The sequence below is a fragment of the Streptomyces glomeratus genome (assembly GCF_021462825.1).
Classification (GTDB): domain Bacteria; phylum Actinomycetota; class Actinomycetes; order Streptomycetales; family Streptomycetaceae; genus Streptomyces; species Streptomyces glomeratus.
Genome location: NZ_JAKEEB010000003.1, coordinates 272,580 through 289,640, shown reverse-complemented (window position 1 = coordinate 289,640; position 17,061 = coordinate 272,580). Strand labels below are relative to the sequence as shown.

The following is a 17,061-nucleotide window of genomic DNA, read 5'->3' as shown; positions in this document are numbered from 1 at the left end:
GCCGGGTCACCGACGGGTACGGTGCTGCTTCCGCCGGGCTTCGGTCCGGTGCGGACCTTGCCAGGGGCGCCGAGCCGGACACCACCGGCCGGCCCGGCCGCGAGCTCCTGCCCCGGGCCGCCGCTCACCCGCCGGGACCCGCGGCCCGGTCGAGGGGGAAGGCGGCCCTGGGAACGAGGGCCGGCTTGACAGGCACCGGGGGATGAGCCGTTGCCGTCCGGCCGTTCAGTGCGGCGGCGCCCAAGGCCGTCACCGCGACAGGCGGCAGCACGAATCTGCCACGCAGTTTCATCTGTAGTCCTCGAGTGAGAAGTCGAGTACGCCGGGACCACGCGCGGTGCTCGTGTGATTCGGGGCACGGCGCGACACGACGTGGACGCGGAGCGTCGGCGGTAGAGGGGGAGGTGAGGGGCGTCAGTCGGTGGCGTACAGACCGCCCTTGAGATCCCCGTCCGCTCGGACAGCCCGGTCCCGGCCTCGGACGGCGGCCAGTGGTCCGCCGCTCCCGGCCGTCACCCCTGCGGGCGGTGCCACGGCCTCAGTCGCCGCCCGTCCGCGCATGCCACGCCGCCCCATCTTTCCCCCGTGGATGAACAGTCGGTGTCCGGGCATGCCGCACACCGTCCCCCCTGCTGTACCGAGCGCGGGTGCGCGCCACGAGAGCCGTCGGCACGCCCGCGTCGCGCATTTCCGGTCAGGAAACCTGGCGCGAGAACGTGACGCGACTTTACCCGATGTTCACTGGTTTCACAGCCAACTTCAGCCTCCGATGGCCGGTTTGGACCACTCGCCTGCGTCCGGCGCGACCGCACCCTTCCCGGAAGCGGCGTTCTCACCTGTGCCGTCGTCGACGACACGGGCCCCTGGGAGACGAGCCCCGCCGTGCGGCCTGGTCACCGCCCGCGGCCCCGAGAGGAGATGGGTGAGCCCGAAGCCCGTAACGACCACCGCCGCGCCGCCGACCGCGTCCAGCACCCAGTGGTTGCCGGTCGCCACGATCGCGGAGACCGTGAACAGGGGGTGCAGCAGGCCGAGGGCCTTCGTCCACCGCTTGGGGGCGAGGACCGCGACGGTGAGCCCGCACCACAGCGACCAGCCGAAGTGCAGCGAGGGCATGGCCGCGTACTGGTTGGTGACCGCTGTCAGCGCGCCGTAGTCCGGCTTGGAGAAGTCCTGGACTCCGTGCACGGTGTCGACGATGCCGAGGTGCGGCATCAGGCGCGGCGGGGCCAGCGGATAGAGCCAGAAACCGGCCAGCGCGACCAGGGTGGTGAAGCCGAGCACCGAGCGCCCCCACCGGTAGTCCACCGGGCGGCGCCAGTAGAGGGCGGCGAGCACGGTCAGCGGGATCACGAAGTGGAAGGACTCGTAATAGAAGTCGAAGAAGCCCCGCAGCCAGCCGATCTGGACGACGGCGTGATTGACCCCGTGCTCGATGTCGAGATGGAGGAACCGTTCGAGTCCGAGGATCTGGTCGCCGTGGTGCTCGGCGGTGGCCCGGCCCGCCGTGCCGTCGTCGCCGGTCGCCGCGAGCCGCACCCGGGAGTAGGCGGCGTAGGTGACCCGGATCAGGAGCAGTTCCAGCAGCAGATTGGGGCGGGTGAGGACCCGGCGCAGGGACGGCAGGAGCGGGACGTGCCGCAGCCGGGCGGGAACGGGCGGCGCGTACCGCGTGGGAACGGGGGCCCGGTAGTAGGGCGAGGTGCGGAAGAGGAACGGTACGAAGACGGCGGCGGCGAGGGCGGCCAGCAGCACCAGGTTGTCGCGGAGCGGTTCGACCACCGTCACGTTCGGCAGCATCATCTTCGCGGGCAGCGCCATCACCAGGACGACGGCGACCGGCCAGACATACCGGTCCGAGGCCCTGGTACCGACCCGGCCGACGACCGCGAGCAGCACCCACAGCAGCTGGTGCTGCCAGCTGGTGGGCGAGACGGCGACCGCGACGCACCCGGTGACCGCGACGGCCAGCAGCAGCTGCCCGTCCCGCGCGTACCGGATGGCGCGGCGCAGCCCGAGGGCCGCGACGGCGGCGCCCAGGACGAAGAACAGGCCGATCTCCAGCGGCCCGGACAGGCCCAGCCTGAGCAGGGCGCCGTGCAGGGACTGGTTGGTGTGGTCGTCGGCCTTGCCGCCCAGACCGGTGCCCGCCAGGTGGTGCACCCAGTAGGTGTACGAGTCGTGTGGCATCGCGGCCCAGGCGAGCAGGGTGCACACGGCGAAGGTGCCGACGGTGGAGGCGGCGGCGCGACGGCGGCCGGTGCACCAGAGCAGGGGCGCGAACACCAGAACGGTCGGCTGGAGCGCGGCACCGAGGCCGATCAGCAGGCCCCCGGTCCGCTCCCCGCGCACCACGAAACAGCCGAGCAGGACCAGCAGGACCGGGATGATGCCGGTCTGGCCGAGCGAGAGGGTGTTGCGCACCGGCAGCGACACCATCAGCAGACTGATCGCGACGGGCGCGGCGAGCAGCGAGCTGCGCCGGGTCACCGGCTGGGGCAGGGCGCGGGCGGCGATCAGGCCGAGCGCGACGACCAGGAGCAGCGTGCCGAAGGCCCAGCTCCAGCCGAGGGCCTGCCGGGCCGACCGGGTGAGGGATTTCAGGACGAGTCCGGCGAACGGCGTACCGGCGAACCGCGTCGAGTCGTACAGCGACCCCGTCACGTGCAGCACACCGTTCGGCCCGACCCAGGTCTCCGGGTCCGTCAGCCGCCCGCCCCGGGGAGTGCCCGCGGCAACGGCGACCTGCCGCACCGCGAGGACGGCGGCGATCAGCCAGAGGCCCACGCGGGCCGCCCTCAGGCGCGCCTTCGCCTCCTGAGGGTTTCCCGCCCCGAAGGCACCGGCCACCTGCCCGCTGTGCTCCGCGTTCGCCACGCCCCGTCGACCCTCCCGCCCCATTCGTCCCGTACGTCCCAGGTGGATGACGCAGGCGACCCCCCGTCACCCGAGGTCCGCCCGGCATGTGTCCGCCCGCCGAGAGCGAGCGGACGACTCTGGTTCCCTCCTCGATGCGCGAGATGGATCACATGGACGGCGGCCGAGCGCCGCTCAGGAGCGCGCCGTAGCCCCTGGATATACCGCATTTGGCTACGCGATGGGGCCAAGCCGTCACCTTACGTAAAGCAGACAAGTGCCCCTATGGTCGCTTTTCCACCTGCCCCCGCGGCAGGCCACCGGTCCGCCGCGCGTCGGCGGGCCCCGTCCTTGTCCCCGTCGAAAGGCAGGCGAGCGGAATCTTGCCGACCGTCGCACCACCCACCGCATCCGTCGCATCCGTGCCCCCGGCCCGCCCCGGGCCGACCGTCACCGACCCCGCGCTGGTCAGGCGCGCCGTCAAGGCAGCCGCGCTCGGCAACGCGATGGAGTGGTTCGACTTCGGCGTCTACAGCTACATCGCCGTGACGCTGGGCAAGGTCTTCTTCCCGTCCGGCAACCCCACCGCACAGCTGCTGTCGACCTTCGGCGCCTTCGCCGCCGCCTTCCTGGTCCGCCCGCTGGGCGGCATGGTCTTCGGCCCGCTCGGCGACCGGATCGGGCGGCAGAAGGTGCTCGCCCTCACCATGATCATGATGGCGGTGGGCACGTTCGCCATCGGCCTGATCCCGTCGTACGCGGTGATCGGCGTCGGCGCGCCGGTCCTGCTGCTGGCGGCCCGCCTGGTCCAGGGCTTCTCGACCGGCGGTGAGTACGCCGGCGCCTCCACGTTCATCGCGGAGTACGCGCCGGACAGGAAGCGCGGCTTCCTCGGCAGCTGGCTGGAGTTCGGCACGCTCGCCGGTTACATCGGCGGCGCGGGCCTGGTCACCCTGATGACGGCGCTGCTGTCCGCCGACGACCTGGTGGCCTGGGGCTGGCGCATCCCGTTCCTGATCGCGGGCCCGATGGGCATCGTCGGCCTGTATCTGCGGATGCGCCTGGAGGAGACCCCGGCGTTCGCGGCGGAGATGGCTAAGGCGGAGGCGGACCGCCCCAAGGTGCCGCTGCGCGAGATGATCACGGGCCAGTGGAAGGCGCTGCTGCTGTGCATGGGCCTGGTGCTCGTCTTCAACGTCACCGACTACATGCTGCTGTCGTACATGCCGAGCTACCTGACCAGCGAGCTGAAGTACGACGAGACCCACGGGCTGCTGGTCGTGCTCGGCGTCATGGCGCTGATGATGGTGGTGCAGCCGTTCGCGGGCGCGCTGACGGACCGTGTCGGCCGCCGTCCGGTGATCGCCGCGGGCTGTGCGGGCTTCCTGGCCCTGTCGATCCCGGCGGTGCTGCTGATCCGGCAGGGCAGCCTCCTCGCGGTCGCGCTCGGCATGGGCGCGCTGGGTCTGCTGCTGGTCTGCTTCACGGCGGCGATGCCCGCCGCGCTCCCCGCCCTCTTCCCGACCCGGGTCCGCTACGGCTCGCTCTCGATCGGCTTCAACGTCTCCGTGTCCCTGTTCGGCGGCACGACCCCGCTGGTGGTGACGGCGCTGATCGGCGCGACCGGGAACATGATGATGCCCGCGTACTACATGATGGCGGCGGCCGTGATCGGCGGTGCCTCGGTGTGGTTCATGGCGGAGTCGGCGGGCCGTCCGCTGCCGGGTTCGGCGCCCTCGGTGGAGCGCGCGGACCACTGACCCGGGCCCCGGAGGGACGCCGGAGCGCGACCGCGGCCCCGGCGTCCCCGCCCCTCCCTCGATCGGCTGACTTCTCGTCCGGTCGCCGTGAATCCGCTGACAGCCCATCCCGCCCCGGCTATCTTCCTTAGGGTGGCTAGTTAGAGATCCTAACTAGATCAGGAAAGGGACGGTGCATGAGCACAGCGCAAAAGCTCTGGGACGACGTCGACGCGTACTTCACCAGCCTCCTCGCCCCCGCCGACGAGGTGCTCACCGAGACCCTGCGGGACAGCGAGGCGGCCGGGCTCCCGCCCATCAACGTCGCGCCGAACCAGGGCAAGCTGCTCCAGCTCTTCGCCCGGATCCAGGGTGCGCGCCGCATCCTGGAGATCGGCACACTCGGCGGCTACAGCACGATCTGGCTGGGCCGCGCACTGCCCGCGGACGGCCGGCTGATCACGCTGGAGTACGACGCCAAGCACGCGGAGGTCGCCCGCCGCAACCTGTCCAGGGCGGGCCTCGACAAGATCACCGAGGTCCGGGTCGGCCCCGCGCTGGAGTCGCTGCCGAAGCTGGCCGAGGAGCGCCAGGACCCGTTCGACCTGGTCTTCATCGACGCGGACAAGGCCAACAACGTGCACTACGTCGAGTGGGCCGTCAAACTGACGCGCCCCGGGAGCCTGATCGTCGTGGACAACGTAGTGCGGGGCGGCCGGGTCACCGATGCGGACAGCGACGACCCGAGTGTGCGGGGCACCCGGGCCGCGCTCGAACTGATCGCCAACCACCCCAAACTGGCCGGGACGGCGGTCCAGACGGTGGGCAGCAAGGGACACGACGGGTTCGCGCTGGCGCGCGTGGTGGACTGACGAGGGCGGCCCGGGTCCTGTCTAGCCCGCGTGCGCCTCGTGGTAGAAACCCACGTTCACGCTGCGCGGGGCGGCGCGGTCCCGGATGACCAGCTCGCCCGACGCGCCGCGCGGAAGCCTGACCGTACCGCCGTAGGGCAGGGTCTGGGCCGGCTGTCCCGCCAGGGCCAGCACCACCTCGGAGGACGGCTCGGCCAGGGAGCCGCGCAGCCAGCTCACCTGCCAGTCGCGCTCCGGACCGCACAGGAACTCGAGGTGGACGCGCGAGACGAACAGCCAGTCGTCCGGGGTCGCCAAGCGGCACACGGACTTGTCCCGGCCCACCCGCAGCACGGATCCCGGGTCGCTGGGCGCGTCGGCCATCATCATGCCGGCCGTCGCCCCGGCGTCCGCCGCGGAGACCGAGGCCATGGTGAGTTCGAGCACGTGCGCTCCTCCTGAGTGCGGCGGTTCAAGTGTCCTGCGGGCGAGCACGGTTGATGTTCCGCGCGGAATGATAATTCGCCCGATCGCCGCGTCGGGTGACGTCCGGCACAATGGACCCATGACCGAGCGCAAGCCACCCGGCGTCAGCTTCGAGTCTTTTGTCGACAAACAGATCCGTGACGCCCAGGAGCGCGGGGAGTTCGCTCACCTCCCCGGAGCGGGCCGGCCCTCGGCCTCGGTCTCCGAGACGGTCTACGACGAACTCTGGTGGATCAAGCGGAAGATGGCGCGCGAGGGCCTGACGGTCCTGCCGCCCACGCTGGCCCTGCGCAAAGAGGCCGAGGACACCCTGATCGCGGCCGCGGCGGCACCGTCCGAGCGGGTGGTACGACGCCTGATCGAGGACCTCAACGTCAAGATCCGCGACATGATGTTCAAGCCGCCACCGGGCCCGCCGCTGGGCCTCAAGCCGTACGACGTGGAGGAGGTCGTACGGCAGTGGCGCGAGCGCCGGGCGGGCGGGCGTCCCGGCGCTTCCACGGGCTGAACGGCGTCCCTCGGCATTCCTCGGCCTGCGGCCGGCGGCTCAGAGATTCAGCAGCCGCTCGACGGTCACGCGGTAGTCGCGCAGAGCGAGCCGCAGCTGTTCGGTGTCGGCGCCCGCGTGGGCGTCGTCGCCGGCGTCCTGCCACGACGCCTTGAGGGTCCGCCGACGCGAGGCCACGGCCTCCGAGAGCCGTGCGACGACCTCCTGTGCCACACGGTCCGCCTCCTCGACGGCGTCCCGCGGCTCGTCGACGAACTCACCGATGGCGTGCTGAAGGCGCTGCGCGAACCTGTCGCACTCCTCGCGCGGCAGCAGCCGGGCCTGTTCCGCCCGCGACTCCGCGGCCTCCCGGTACCCGGTCCCTGCGCCGCCCGCACCGGCACCCTCCCGGTACCCGGCCCCTGCGCCGCCCGCACCGGCGCCCTCCCGGTATCCGGTCCCTGCGCCGCCCGCACCGGTACCCTCCCGGTATCCGGTCCCTTCGGGGCGCAGGCCGGCCGCTTCCCGATACGCCTGCTCGGATCGCATGTCGGCCTCCTCGCGGTAGCCGAGTCCCGCGGGCCGCACATCCGCGGCCTCCAGCGGATCGGTCCCTTCCGGCCGTACGTCCTCGCGGCGCGCGACCCCTTCGGACCGCACGTCGGCGGTGTCCCGTCGCTCGGCGCCCTCGGGCGGCATCTCGCCTTCCGCCCGGCGCTCGTCGCCCCCGCCCGCTGTCCGATCAGTCATCACCCTCAACTCCCCTTCGCATGCTGCCTGTGGAAGCCCCACGGAAGACGGGACTGTCCCTCGGTGCGGCCGGCGGCGTGCCGGGGCGTGCCCGCAGCTGCTCCGGCCGGTTGTCGGCGCGCGGGTTCGACGAGGTCCTCGAAGAGCGCACGGGCCTCCAGCAGCGCCGCCCGCATCTCCTCCGTGCCCGTGCGGCCGTCGGCGGCGCCGGTGGCCGGTGTCCGGGCGGCCCGGTGCAGTCGCCGGTAGCCCTGGACATGGTCGGCGTGGTGCACCGACAGCGCGTCCAACTGCTCCTCGTAGCGCCCGCCGTCGGGGAAGCCCAGCGTGCCCGCCACCTCGGCGAGCAGCCGGTCCGCCTCGGCCACCGCGTCCCTCGGGGAGTCGACGAAACGTTCCTGGGCGGCCGTCCAGCGCGCTGCGTACCGCTCGCGCTCGGCCGGCTCCAGCGGCTGCTCCCGCAGCGAACCGTACTTCTCCAGGCGCGCGGCGAGTTCTCGCTCGGCGGCCTTGGCGTCACCGTCGTGCCGGCTCACGGTCCGCTCGTACTCGGGGCCGAAGCGGCGCTTCAGCGCCCGCCCGCCCATTGCACCGCGGGCACGCGGGGAGACGGCGGCCGCACCCGCGACGACGGCCGCCACGATCACGATCACGATCAAAGCGATGATCAGGCCTGTGGACATGGATGCCTTCCGGTTTCTCGGCCCGGCGGGCCGTCTTCAGCCCGGGTTGCCCGGAGGACCGCCGCCAAACGAGCCACACGCGACCGGAGGCCGCCCCCACGGCGAAGCGACCGGGGCACCCGCCCGAGCCGCATATTCGGTTGCGGGCGCCTCCCCGGCGGTCCGCACAATGTCCGGCATGACCTGGACCGTCGCCCCCGAGGCCCATGACTCGCCTGCCGCGGCCGCGTTGTGGCGCGCGTACTACACGGAGGTCAGCGACCGCTGGTACCGGCTCCACGAGGGGCGCTCGACCGACCCGGACGAACTGGAGCGCGAGATCGCCGCCGACACCGGCACCTATCTGGCACCGCCCGGCGGAGTGCTGCTGGTGGCGCGGTACGCGGGCGAACCTGCGGGGACCGCGGGCGTACGGCTGACGGACCCGGCCACGGCCGAGCTCAAGCGGGTCTTCCTGCGCGGGGAACTGCGCGGCAGGGGCGGGGCCCGGCTGCTCGTCACCGCGGCGGAGGAGCACGCCCGGGCGCTCGGCGCACGGCGGATGGTCCTCGACACGCGCCACGACCTGGTGGAGGCCCGTGCCCTGTACGCCCGGCTGGGATACGCCGAGACGGAGCCGCACAACGACGAGCCGTACGCGGATCACTGGTTCTGCAAGCCGCTGGCCCCTGCCCCGGAGCCCGAGCCCGGGACCTAGCGATGCCGGTCGAGGCCCGGGGTGCCGCTTGGGGCCCGAAGGCGCCGGTCGGGCCCGATAGTGCCGGTCGGGCCCGATAGTGCCGGTCGGGCCCGATAGTGCCGTCCGAGGCTGCCGTTCCGTCGAGGCTGCCGTGCTAGAGGGGCCGTCCCGGTGTCCTCCTCGTGCCCGTCCGGTCGTACGGGCGTTCCGCGTCGCAGCCGCACAGCTCGGCGTTCAGTTCCTGGACCAGTTGGCGCAGGTCGGTCGGGCGGTCCGGTCCCCACCAGTCGCCGAGAAGCTCCGCCAGGGACTCCTCACGGGCCTCGCACAGGCGCTCGGCCACCTCCCGGCCCCGCTCGGTGAGGATCAGGTCGAGCCCTTCGCGCACCGCTAGGCCCTGCTCCTCCACCTGGCGGGCGGCCGTGAGAATGACGTTCAGCGGGACCGTGCTGCGCTCGGCGAGGATCGCGGGCTCGGCCCAGCCGTACTTGTTGATCCGCAGCAGCAGCCAGCTCGCACCGGGCAGCAGGTCGTAGCCCGCCCGGCGGGTGATCTTCTCGTAGATCTCGCGCCGCCCCTCCCGCGAACCGATGACGGACAGCGCCCGGCACACCTCGTCGTGCGACGAACGCTCCACCGGATTGCTCGCCAGCGTCTCCGTCACGTCCGGCGCCGTCACCGAGCCGCGCAGCCGGTCCTCGCGCAGGAACCACGCCAGGACGAAGCCGAGGAAGGCGACCGGGGCGGCGTACAGGAAGACGTTGGTGATGGAGACGGAGAACGCGTGCATCACGGCGGGCCGCACGGCGGGCGGGAGCGCCGTGATGCCGCGCGGGTCGGCCTTCAGGGTGCCGGGGGTGACGCCGGCCGGGAGGGAGCGCCCGGCGAGCGCGGCCGTCAGCTCGCCGCCGAGGCGGCCCGCGAAGATCGCACCGAAGACGGCCACCCCGAAGGAGGCGCCGATGGAGCGGAAGAAGGTGGCACCGGAGGTGGCGACGCCGAGGTCCTGGTAGCTGACGGCGTTCTGCACGATCAGTACCAGGACCTGCATGACCAGGCCCAGGCCCAGGCCGAAGACGAAGAAGTAGACGCTCATCTGCGCAGTGCCGCTGTGCTCGTCGAGCCGGTGCAGCAGGAGCAGGCCGATCGTGGTGACCCCGGTGCCCGCGATCGGGAAGACCTTCCAGCGGCCGGTGTGGCTGACGATCTGGCCGGAGGCGGTGGACGTCAGCAGCATCCCGGCCACCATCGGCAGCATGTGCACCCCGGACACAGTGGGGCTGATCCCGTGGACGACCTGGAGGAAGGTCGGCAGGTACGTCATCCCGCCGAACATCGCGAAGCCGACGATGAAGCTGATGACGGCGGAGAGCGAGAAGGTGCGGACGCGGAACAGCTTCAGCGGCAGGACGGGATCGGTGGCCCGGCGTTCGGCGAGCACGAAGGCGACGAGCAGTACGGCGCCGAGGGCCGCCAGGGCGGCGATCTGCGGTGAGCCCCAGGGCCAGGTGGTGCCGCCGAGCGAGGCGATCAGGACCAGACAGGTGGCGACGGAGGCGATGAGGAAGGTGCCGGGGTAGTCGATGACATGCCGGTTCGACTTCCTCGGGATGCGCAGGACGGCCGCGATGACGCCGAGGGCGACGATTCCCAGGGGCAGGTTGACGTAGAACACCCAGCGCCAGCTCAGGTGCTGGGTGAACAGTCCGCCGAGCAGCGGCCCGAGCACGCTCGTCGCGCCGAAGACGGCGCCGAAGTGCCCCTGGTAGCGGCCCCGATCCCGGGGCGGGACGATATCGCCGACGATCGCCATCGACAGCACCATGAGCCCGCCGCCGCCCAGCCCCTGGACGGCGCGGAAGGCGATCAGCTCGGACATGTTCTGTGCCACGCCGCACAGCGCCGAGCCGACGAGGAAGATGACGATCGCCGTCTGGAACAGTTTCTTGCGGCCGTACTGGTCGCCGAGCTTGCCCCACAGCGGTGTCGCCGCCGTCGAGGCGAGCAGATAGGCCGTGACCACCCACGACAGATGCTCCAGGCCGCCGAGGTCGCTGACGATGGTGGGCAGCGCGGTCGACACGATCGTCTGGTCGAGGGCGGCCAGCAGCATGCCGAGCAGCAGCGCGCCGATGGAGACCATGACGCTGCCGTGCACACTCTCGTCGGCGAGCGCGGTGCCCCGCCCGCCGAAGGGGCCGCCGGGCCCGTCGGAACCGCCGGGGGTGCTGCCGGGCGTCTCCGCCTCGGTCGCGCCCGTCGGGTTCGTGGGGCCCGCCGCGCCCGTCGGGTTCGAGGGGTCCGCCGCGCCCGTCGTGTCCGTTGTGTCCGTCACCTCCGCAGCCTCTCCCGTCCTGCCCTGTGCGTCGCTGGTCATCAATGGCCTCCTGTGGACGGTCGTCGACCTCTGGGGCTCTCGTCCATCGTGCACTCCCATCGTGGTCAGTGTGACCGGTTATGGGCCGTTTAGCCCGGATGGGAAGGAGGGATTCCGGGGCCTCCTCGGAGATTCTGTAAGGAAGATCTGCATAATCTCTGGAACTCGTCGGGGAGGGGGACCCACGCGTGAGCGGAACGAACGGACGGGCCTGCCCGGAGTGCGCGGCTCCGCGGCGGCCGAACGGTACGCCGTCGTGCGCATGCAACCAGCGGGCCTCCGACGCGCTCAGGGACGCGCGAACGGCGGAGGCGGCAGCGGCGGAGGACTTCGATCCGCTGCGGATTCGGCCATACGTGGAACTGGAGTCCGCGGCGCGGGAGGACACGGGAGCGAGCACGCCGGACGGGACGTTGCGCCGCCCGGCCGCACCGGCGCGGGACGGGGGCTCCGGCACCGCGCCGGAAGCACCCGATCGGGCCACGGCGACCGAGGCAGGGGGGACCGCGCCCGCCGCACCCGGCGGGGCGGATGCGACCCTGCGGCTCGATGCCGTGCCGGGCGCGACCGGCGGGGCGGACGAAACCGTGCAGCTCGGCGTCGTACGGGGCCCGGCGCCCGGCGCCGCACCCGACGCGCCGCTCGACTCCGAACCCCCCGAGGGCGAGCCGCCCCGGCGTCGGCGGCGCGCCGTCCTGCCGGCCGCCGGGGGTGCGGTGGTGGCCGTCGCGGCGGCGGCCGGGTTCGCCGGCGGACTGTTCTCCTACCACCCGCCGCAGAGGGACACCGCACTGCCCGACGCCGTCCGTGCGAGCGTCCCGGACGGCTCGTCGCCGGGTGGGACCTCGGCACCGGCGTCCACCACGTCCGCCCCGGCACCCGCGACGGATACGACTCCACCTCCGAGCACCAGCCCCTCGTCCTCCGCGGCGCCGTCGAGCGCGTCGGCGAGCCCGTCCGTCTCCCCCACCCCGAGCCGGACGACGACCGCACAGGCGACCCCCTCCGCGTCGCCGAGCCCGGACAGCGGCAGCCGACGGAGCCGGGCCCAGGTCCTGCGCCGTGGCGACGAGGGCCCCGAGGTGGAGGAGCTGCAACTGCGACTGCGGGAACTGAACCTCTACGTCGGCCCCGCCGACGGCGTGTACGACGGCCAGGTGGAGAACTCGGTCCGCACCTACCAGCTCGCCCGCGGCGTCACCGAGGACGACCCGGGGGTGTACGGGCCGGCGACGCGGGCACAGCTGGAGTCGGAGACGAGCGAGCCCTGACGGCGACCGCCGACCGGACTCCGGCCGGTCGATGCGGGATCGGGCCCGCCGATGCGCGACCGCAATCCGCCGATGCGCGAGCGGGCCCGCCTACGCGCGGCCGGAATCCGCCAATGCGGGATCGGGCCCGCCTACGCGCGGCCGGAATCCGCCAATGCGGGATCGGGCCGCCAACGCGCCACCACAATCCGCCGATGCGCGCCCCCGACCCGCCAACGCGCCACCACAATCCGCCGATGCGCGCCCCCGACCCGCCAACGCGCCACCACAATCCGCGGATGCGCGCCCCCGACCCGCCCACCGCGCAGCCAGGACCCACCCATACGCGCCCCGGACCCGCCCACCGCGCAGCCAGGACCCACCCATACGCGCCCTGGACCCGCCGACGTGCATCCAGGACCCGCCGATGCGCGCCCCGGACCCGCCCACCGCGCAGCCAGGCCCAACCCATAAGCGAACCAGCACCCACCACCGCGCAGCCAGGACCCGCCGATACGCGACCCGGACCCGCCGATGCGCCGCCGAAGTCGGTCGATGTGCCGCCGAAGTCAGTCGATGTGCAGCCGGACCGCACCGTCGGGCGCGGCCTCCGCGTGGACCTGTGTGAGGTCCCGGACCAGGACGTCGGGACGGTGCACCCCGGCCCGGGGGCCGACGCCGACCACCCGCATCCCGGCGGCGCGCCCCGCGGCGATGCCCGCGCCGGAGTCCTCGAAGACCACGCATTCGGCGGGGTCGACGCCCAGTTCGGCGGCAGCCTTGAGGAACCCCTCGGGGTCCGGCTTGCTCGCGCCCACGCTCTCGGCGGTGATCCGCAGATCGGGCAGCCTCAGCCCCGCGGCGGCCATGCGCGCGGTGGACAGCGCCACGTCCGCCGACGTCACCAGGGCGTGCGGAAGCCCGGTGAGGGAGGCGAGGAGTGTGGCGGCGCCGGGGATCTCGACCACGCCGTCCATGTCGGCGGTCTCCTCGGCGAGCATGCGGGCGTTGTCGGCGTGGTTCTGCTCCATGGGGCGGTCGGGCAGCAGTACGGCCATCGAGGCGTGGCCCTGACGGCCGTGCACGACCTTCATCACCTCGTCCCCGTCCAGCCCGTGCCGGTCCGCCCACCGCCGCCAGCAGCGCTCCACCACGGCATCGGAATTGACGAGAGTGCCGTCCATGTCCAGCAGCAGGGCGCGGGCGGTGAGAACGGTGGTGGCCGTCATCGGCATGGCTCCAAGCTCGCGGGAAAGGGGCCGGGGTACGCCCCTGGGACGGGACCGGGGAATGCCCCATGGGACAAGGCGGCCCCGCCCGCCGGTCAGGGGAAGCGGGCGGGAGCCACTTTGTTCCTCCACGGTACAAAAGAACACGGTGTCACGCCACCGGCCTTTCGGAGCCTTCGGCGCACCGCCATCAGCCGTTCACCGTCCGGACACCGCCCCCGCGAGGTCCGTCACGCCGCCACGGCCTCGAACAGACTCCACACCCCGAGCCCGAGCATGAGCAGCGCCGCGATCTTCGTGATCAGCTTCAGCGGCACCCGCCTCATCAGTGCCCTGCCACCGACGACGCCGAGCCCGGCTACCGCCCACAGGGCCAGAACCGCACCGAGGCCCACCGACAGCGGGTCGTCGTAACGCGCCGCGAGGTTCGCCGTCATGATCTGGGTGAGGTCGCCGAACTCGGCGACGAGGATGAGCATGAAGCCCGCCGTGGAGACCTTCCAGAAGCTCTGATTCTCGGGCCGGCGGATCTCCTCGTCGCCGTCGTCCTTCTTCAGCAGCAGCACGGCCGCACCCCCGAGGAAGAGGACACCGGTGATGCCGTGCACGATCTGCTGCGGCAGGAGGGTCAGCAGGCTGCCCGCCGCGACGGCGAGCACGACGTGCAGCAGGAAGGCGGCGGCGACACCGGAGAAGACGTACGAGGCGCGGTAACGGGTGCCGAGGACGAGTCCGGCGAGGGCCGTCTTGTCCGGCAGCTCGGCCAGGAAGACGACGCCGAAGACGAGCGCCAGGACGGTGATGCTGATCAAGGTTCCTCAATCGGTCGGGGCTGCCCCACCGAGAGTGCTGTGAGCACGGCGACACCTCGGCACGGCAGCACACGGATCACCCGTGCCGTAGGGCACGGGCGTGCACTGCTTGCCGAAGGTCTCGCTGGCCGATCCTGTGAGGATCCGCCTCCGGGCGCCGGCTCAGGCGTGCTGAGCAGTGTGTCGACGGTCCGGCGAAGAGCTACTCCCCTTCTGCGCCTTCCATGGTACGGGACCACCGGGCGGGGCCACGGGACCGTAAGGGACGTCACATTCCTTGATGTGTCATGTACCTGTCACTAACGTCTAACCGAACAAACATCTCCCGGCAACACCCACTCGCGAGCATTCCCACGCTCGCGGCCCAACATCCCCACCCCACAAGGGAGTTCGCATGTCCAAGGTCTACGCGCGTCGACGCGTCAGCATACTCGCGGCCCTTACCGGACTCATAGCCTCGGTCGGGCTGTTCAACGGTCCGACCGCCTCCGCCGCACTTCCCACGCCGGTCAGCGGCGCCACCGCCCGCAGCTACCTCGCCCAGCTCACCGTGGCGACGGAGAACCGCACCGGCTACCAGCGCTCTCTGTTCCCGACCTGGATCACCATCAGCGGCACCTGCAACACCCGCGAGTACATCCTCAAGCGCGACGGTACGAACGTGGTCACCGACTCCTCCTGCGCCGCGACCAGCGGCAGCTGGTACTCCCCGTACGACGGCGCCACCTGGACCGCCGCCTCCGACCTGGACATCGACCACCTGGTCCCGCTCGCCGAGGCCTGGGACTCCGGCGCGAGCAAGTGGACTACGGCTCAGCGCCAGGCCTTCGCCAACGACATCACCCGTCCCCAGCTGCTCGCCGTCACCGACAACGTCAACCAGGCCAAGGGCGACCAGGACCCGGCCACCTGGATGCCGTCCCGGACGGCGTACCGCTGCACGTACGTCCGCGCCTGGGTGCAGGTGAAGTACTACTACAACCTCTCGGTCGACTCGGCCGAGAAGAGCGCGCTCCAGAACTACCTCGCCGGCTGCTGATCCCCGGGCGTTCGCGAACCACCCGAGCCGGGTCCTCGTGAACCGCCGGACCCGGTCCTCGCGAACCGCCGGCACCGGGCCCCGGCGAGCCGCTGATTTCCAGCCTCTCCCGCGGACCTCCGTCGTTCCGTACCGTACGGGGCGACGGAGGAGGAGATCGCCGTGGCGGGACTGCGCCTGGGACCACTGCTGAGATACGCGGACGGCTCGTCCGCGACCGTCTGGGTCGAGGCGAGCCGCCCGTGCACCGCCGAGGTGCGCTGCGCCTCGGGCGCCCACGGCACCGCCCGCACCTTCCAGGTGGCCGGACACCACTACGCGATCGTGCCGGTGACCGGGCTCGCCCCGGGCACGGCGGATGCGTACGAGGTACTGCTGGACGGTGCCCCCGTATGGCCGCCGCCCGACTCGCCGTTCCCGCCCTCCGTCATCCGCACACCCGGCCCGGAGACGGTCCGCGTCACCTTCGGCTCCTGCCGCTGGGCCGCCTCGCCCGCCGACGGGAAGGATCGGGTCGGCCCGGACGCACTGGACACACTGGCGGCCGGTCTGGCCGCCGCCCCTGACGCCGAACGCCCCGATGTTCTCCTGCTGTTGGGCGACCAGGTGTACGCGGACGAGACGTCCGCCGCGATCCGCAGCCGCATCGCCGCGCGTCGCGGCCTGGCCGATCCCCCCGGCCCCCAGGTCGCGGACTACGAGGAGTACACCTGGCTCTACCACGAGTCCTGGCTCGCCCCGGGGATCCGCTGGCTGCTGTCCACCGTGCCCAGCCTGATGATCTTCGACGACCATGACCTCGTCGACGACTGGAACACCAGCGCCGCCTGGCTCGCCGGCATGCGGGCGACCGCGTGGTGGCGCGAGCGGCTGCTCGGCGGCCTGATGGCGTACTGGGTGCACCAGCATCTCGGCAATCTGTCCCCTGCGGAACTGGCCGCGGACCCGCTGTACGCCGCCGTACGCGAGACCCCGGACGGCACGGACGTCCTGCGCGCGTACGCCGCCCAGGCGGACGCCCATCCCTCCACCGTCCGCTGGAGCCATCGCCGCGACTTCGGCCGCGTACGGGTCGTGATGCTCGACTCCCGGGCTGCGCGCGTCCTGGACGAGGACGGCCGGGCGATGCTGGACCCGGCGGAGGCGGAATGGCTCAAGGAGCAGGTGCGCGGCGCCCGGGGCGTCTGCGACCACCTCCTGATCGGCACCTCGCTGCCCTGGCTGCTCCCCCACCTCGTGCACGACGCCGAGACATGGGACGCCCTGCTGTGCCGCGGCGTGCGCGGCGCCCGCTGGGCCCGCTTCGGCGAACGCCTGCGGCAGGCGGCGGACTTGGAGCACTGGTCGGCGTTCCCGGAGTCGTTCGCGGCCCTTGCGGACCTCGTCGCCGAGGTGGGTACGGGACCGGGGGCACCGGCCGGGGTGTATGTGCTGTCCGGTGATGTCCACCACGGGTATGTCGCGGAGCCCGCGTGGCCGGAGGGCGGTCCCGACGCCCGGGTCCTCCAGCTGACGTGCTCACCCCTGCACAACTCCGTACCGCTCACCCTGCGGATCGGCTTCCGCTTCGGCTGGAGCGCCCCGGGGCGCGCCCTGGGCCGCCTTCTCCTGCGGCACGGCCGCGGTGCGCCCACCCGGTTCGGCTGGCGCCGGACGGGCGGCCCCTGGTTCGGCAACCAGCTCATGACACTGACGCTGCGCGGCCGTTCCGCATCGCTGCGAGTGGCCCGGGCACGCCCGGCCGGAACGGGAGGGACACGGCTCGCAACCGTGAAGGAGTACTCCCTGACCTCCCCGTGAGGCAACCACGCCGGCGCCGGTCG

General features: G+C 72.4%; 14 protein-coding genes. 7 read left to right on the top strand and 7 right to left on the bottom strand.

Annotated features, from left to right (window positions below; genetic code table 11):
* Positions 1 to 759: 759 nt before the first annotated feature.
* Complete coding sequence (locus tag LZ604_RS05100) at positions 760 to 2,877, bottom strand: bifunctional glycosyltransferase 87/phosphatase PAP2 family protein (protein WP_234512929.1); 2,118 nt, start codon at positions 2,875 to 2,877, stop codon at positions 760 to 762.
* Between the two features lie 401 nt (positions 2,878 to 3,278).
* On the opposite strand from LZ604_RS05100, the gene proP reads away from it, so the two are divergent.
* Both proP and LZ604_RS05090 read left to right on the top strand, forming a co-directional pair.
* Positions 3,279 to 4,616 carry a glycine betaine/L-proline transporter ProP gene (gene proP / locus LZ604_RS05095; protein WP_234512928.1) on the top strand — a complete coding sequence of 446 codons (1,338 nt, stop codon included), beginning with the start codon at positions 3,279 to 3,281 and terminating at the stop codon, positions 4,614 to 4,616.
* A 176-nt stretch (positions 4,617 to 4,792) separates the two neighbouring features.
* On the top strand, positions 4,793 to 5,467 hold the full coding sequence (locus tag LZ604_RS05090) for an O-methyltransferase (RefSeq protein ID WP_234512927.1): 675 nt from the start codon (positions 4,793 to 4,795) through the stop codon (positions 5,465 to 5,467).
* Between the two features lie 21 nt (positions 5,468 to 5,488).
* Here the strand turns inward: LZ604_RS05090 and LZ604_RS05085 are convergent, their stop codons facing one another.
* The gene (locus LZ604_RS05085) at positions 5,489 to 5,893 is read right to left on the bottom strand and encodes an FHA domain-containing protein (protein ID WP_234512926.1); all 405 of its coding nucleotides are present in this window, start codon (positions 5,891 to 5,893) and stop codon (positions 5,489 to 5,491) included.
* 118 nt (positions 5,894 to 6,011) lie between these two features.
* Here LZ604_RS05085 and LZ604_RS05080 point away from each other — a divergent pair, with 118 nt between their 5' ends.
* A complete protein-coding gene (locus LZ604_RS05080; RefSeq protein ID WP_234512923.1) occupies positions 6,012 to 6,440 on the top strand; it encodes a DnaJ family domain-containing protein in 429 nt (142 codons plus the stop codon).
* Positions 6,441 to 6,479: 39 nt separating this feature from the next.
* On the opposite strand, the gene LZ604_RS05075 is transcribed toward LZ604_RS05080, so the two are convergent.
* The gene (locus LZ604_RS05075) at positions 6,480 to 7,169 is read right to left on the bottom strand and encodes a hypothetical protein (protein ID WP_234512921.1); all 690 of its coding nucleotides are present in this window, start codon (positions 7,167 to 7,169) and stop codon (positions 6,480 to 6,482) included.
* A gap of 5 nt (positions 7,170 to 7,174) precedes the next feature.
* A complete protein-coding gene (locus tag LZ604_RS05070; protein WP_234512919.1) occupies positions 7,175 to 7,852 on the bottom strand; it encodes a hypothetical protein in 678 nt (225 codons plus the stop codon).
* 178 nt (positions 7,853 to 8,030) lie between these two features.
* On the opposite strand from LZ604_RS05070, the gene LZ604_RS05065 reads away from it, so the two are divergent.
* Complete coding sequence (locus LZ604_RS05065; protein ID WP_234512917.1) at positions 8,031 to 8,549, top strand: GNAT family N-acetyltransferase; 519 nt, start codon at positions 8,031 to 8,033, stop codon at positions 8,547 to 8,549.
* A gap of 136 nt (positions 8,550 to 8,685) precedes the next feature.
* Here the strand turns inward: LZ604_RS05065 and LZ604_RS05060 are convergent, their stop codons facing one another.
* Positions 8,686 to 10,908 (bottom strand): MFS transporter, encoded by a 2,223-nt coding sequence (locus tag LZ604_RS05060; RefSeq protein ID WP_234512915.1) that lies wholly within the window; start codon positions 10,906 to 10,908, stop codon positions 8,686 to 8,688.
* Between the two features lie 188 nt (positions 10,909 to 11,096).
* On the opposite strand from LZ604_RS05060, the gene LZ604_RS05055 reads away from it, so the two are divergent.
* On the top strand, positions 11,097 to 12,179 hold the full coding sequence (locus tag LZ604_RS05055; RefSeq protein WP_234512914.1) for a peptidoglycan-binding domain-containing protein: 1,083 nt from the start codon (positions 11,097 to 11,099) through the stop codon (positions 12,177 to 12,179).
* A 548-nt stretch (positions 12,180 to 12,727) separates the two neighbouring features.
* Here LZ604_RS05055 and LZ604_RS05050 read toward each other — a convergent pair.
* On the bottom strand, positions 12,728 to 13,393 hold the full coding sequence (locus LZ604_RS05050; RefSeq protein WP_234512913.1) for an HAD-IA family hydrolase: 666 nt from the start codon (positions 13,391 to 13,393) through the stop codon (positions 12,728 to 12,730).
* A 224-nt stretch (positions 13,394 to 13,617) separates the two neighbouring features.
* On the bottom strand, positions 13,618 to 14,199 hold the full coding sequence (locus LZ604_RS05045; RefSeq protein WP_234512912.1) for a TMEM165/GDT1 family protein: 582 nt from the start codon (positions 14,197 to 14,199) through the stop codon (positions 13,618 to 13,620).
* A gap of 394 nt (positions 14,200 to 14,593) precedes the next feature.
* On the opposite strand from LZ604_RS05045, the gene LZ604_RS05040 reads away from it, so the two are divergent.
* Both LZ604_RS05040 and LZ604_RS05035 read left to right on the top strand, forming a co-directional pair.
* The gene (locus LZ604_RS05040) at positions 14,594 to 15,238 is read left to right on the top strand and encodes an HNH endonuclease family protein (protein WP_234512911.1); all 645 of its coding nucleotides are present in this window, start codon (positions 14,594 to 14,596) and stop codon (positions 15,236 to 15,238) included.
* 162 nt (positions 15,239 to 15,400) lie between these two features.
* Positions 15,401 to 17,038, top strand: coding sequence for an alkaline phosphatase D family protein (locus LZ604_RS05035; protein ID WP_234512910.1), 1,638 nt, complete (start codon positions 15,401 to 15,403; stop codon positions 17,036 to 17,038).
* Positions 17,039 to 17,061: the final 23 nt, after the last annotated feature.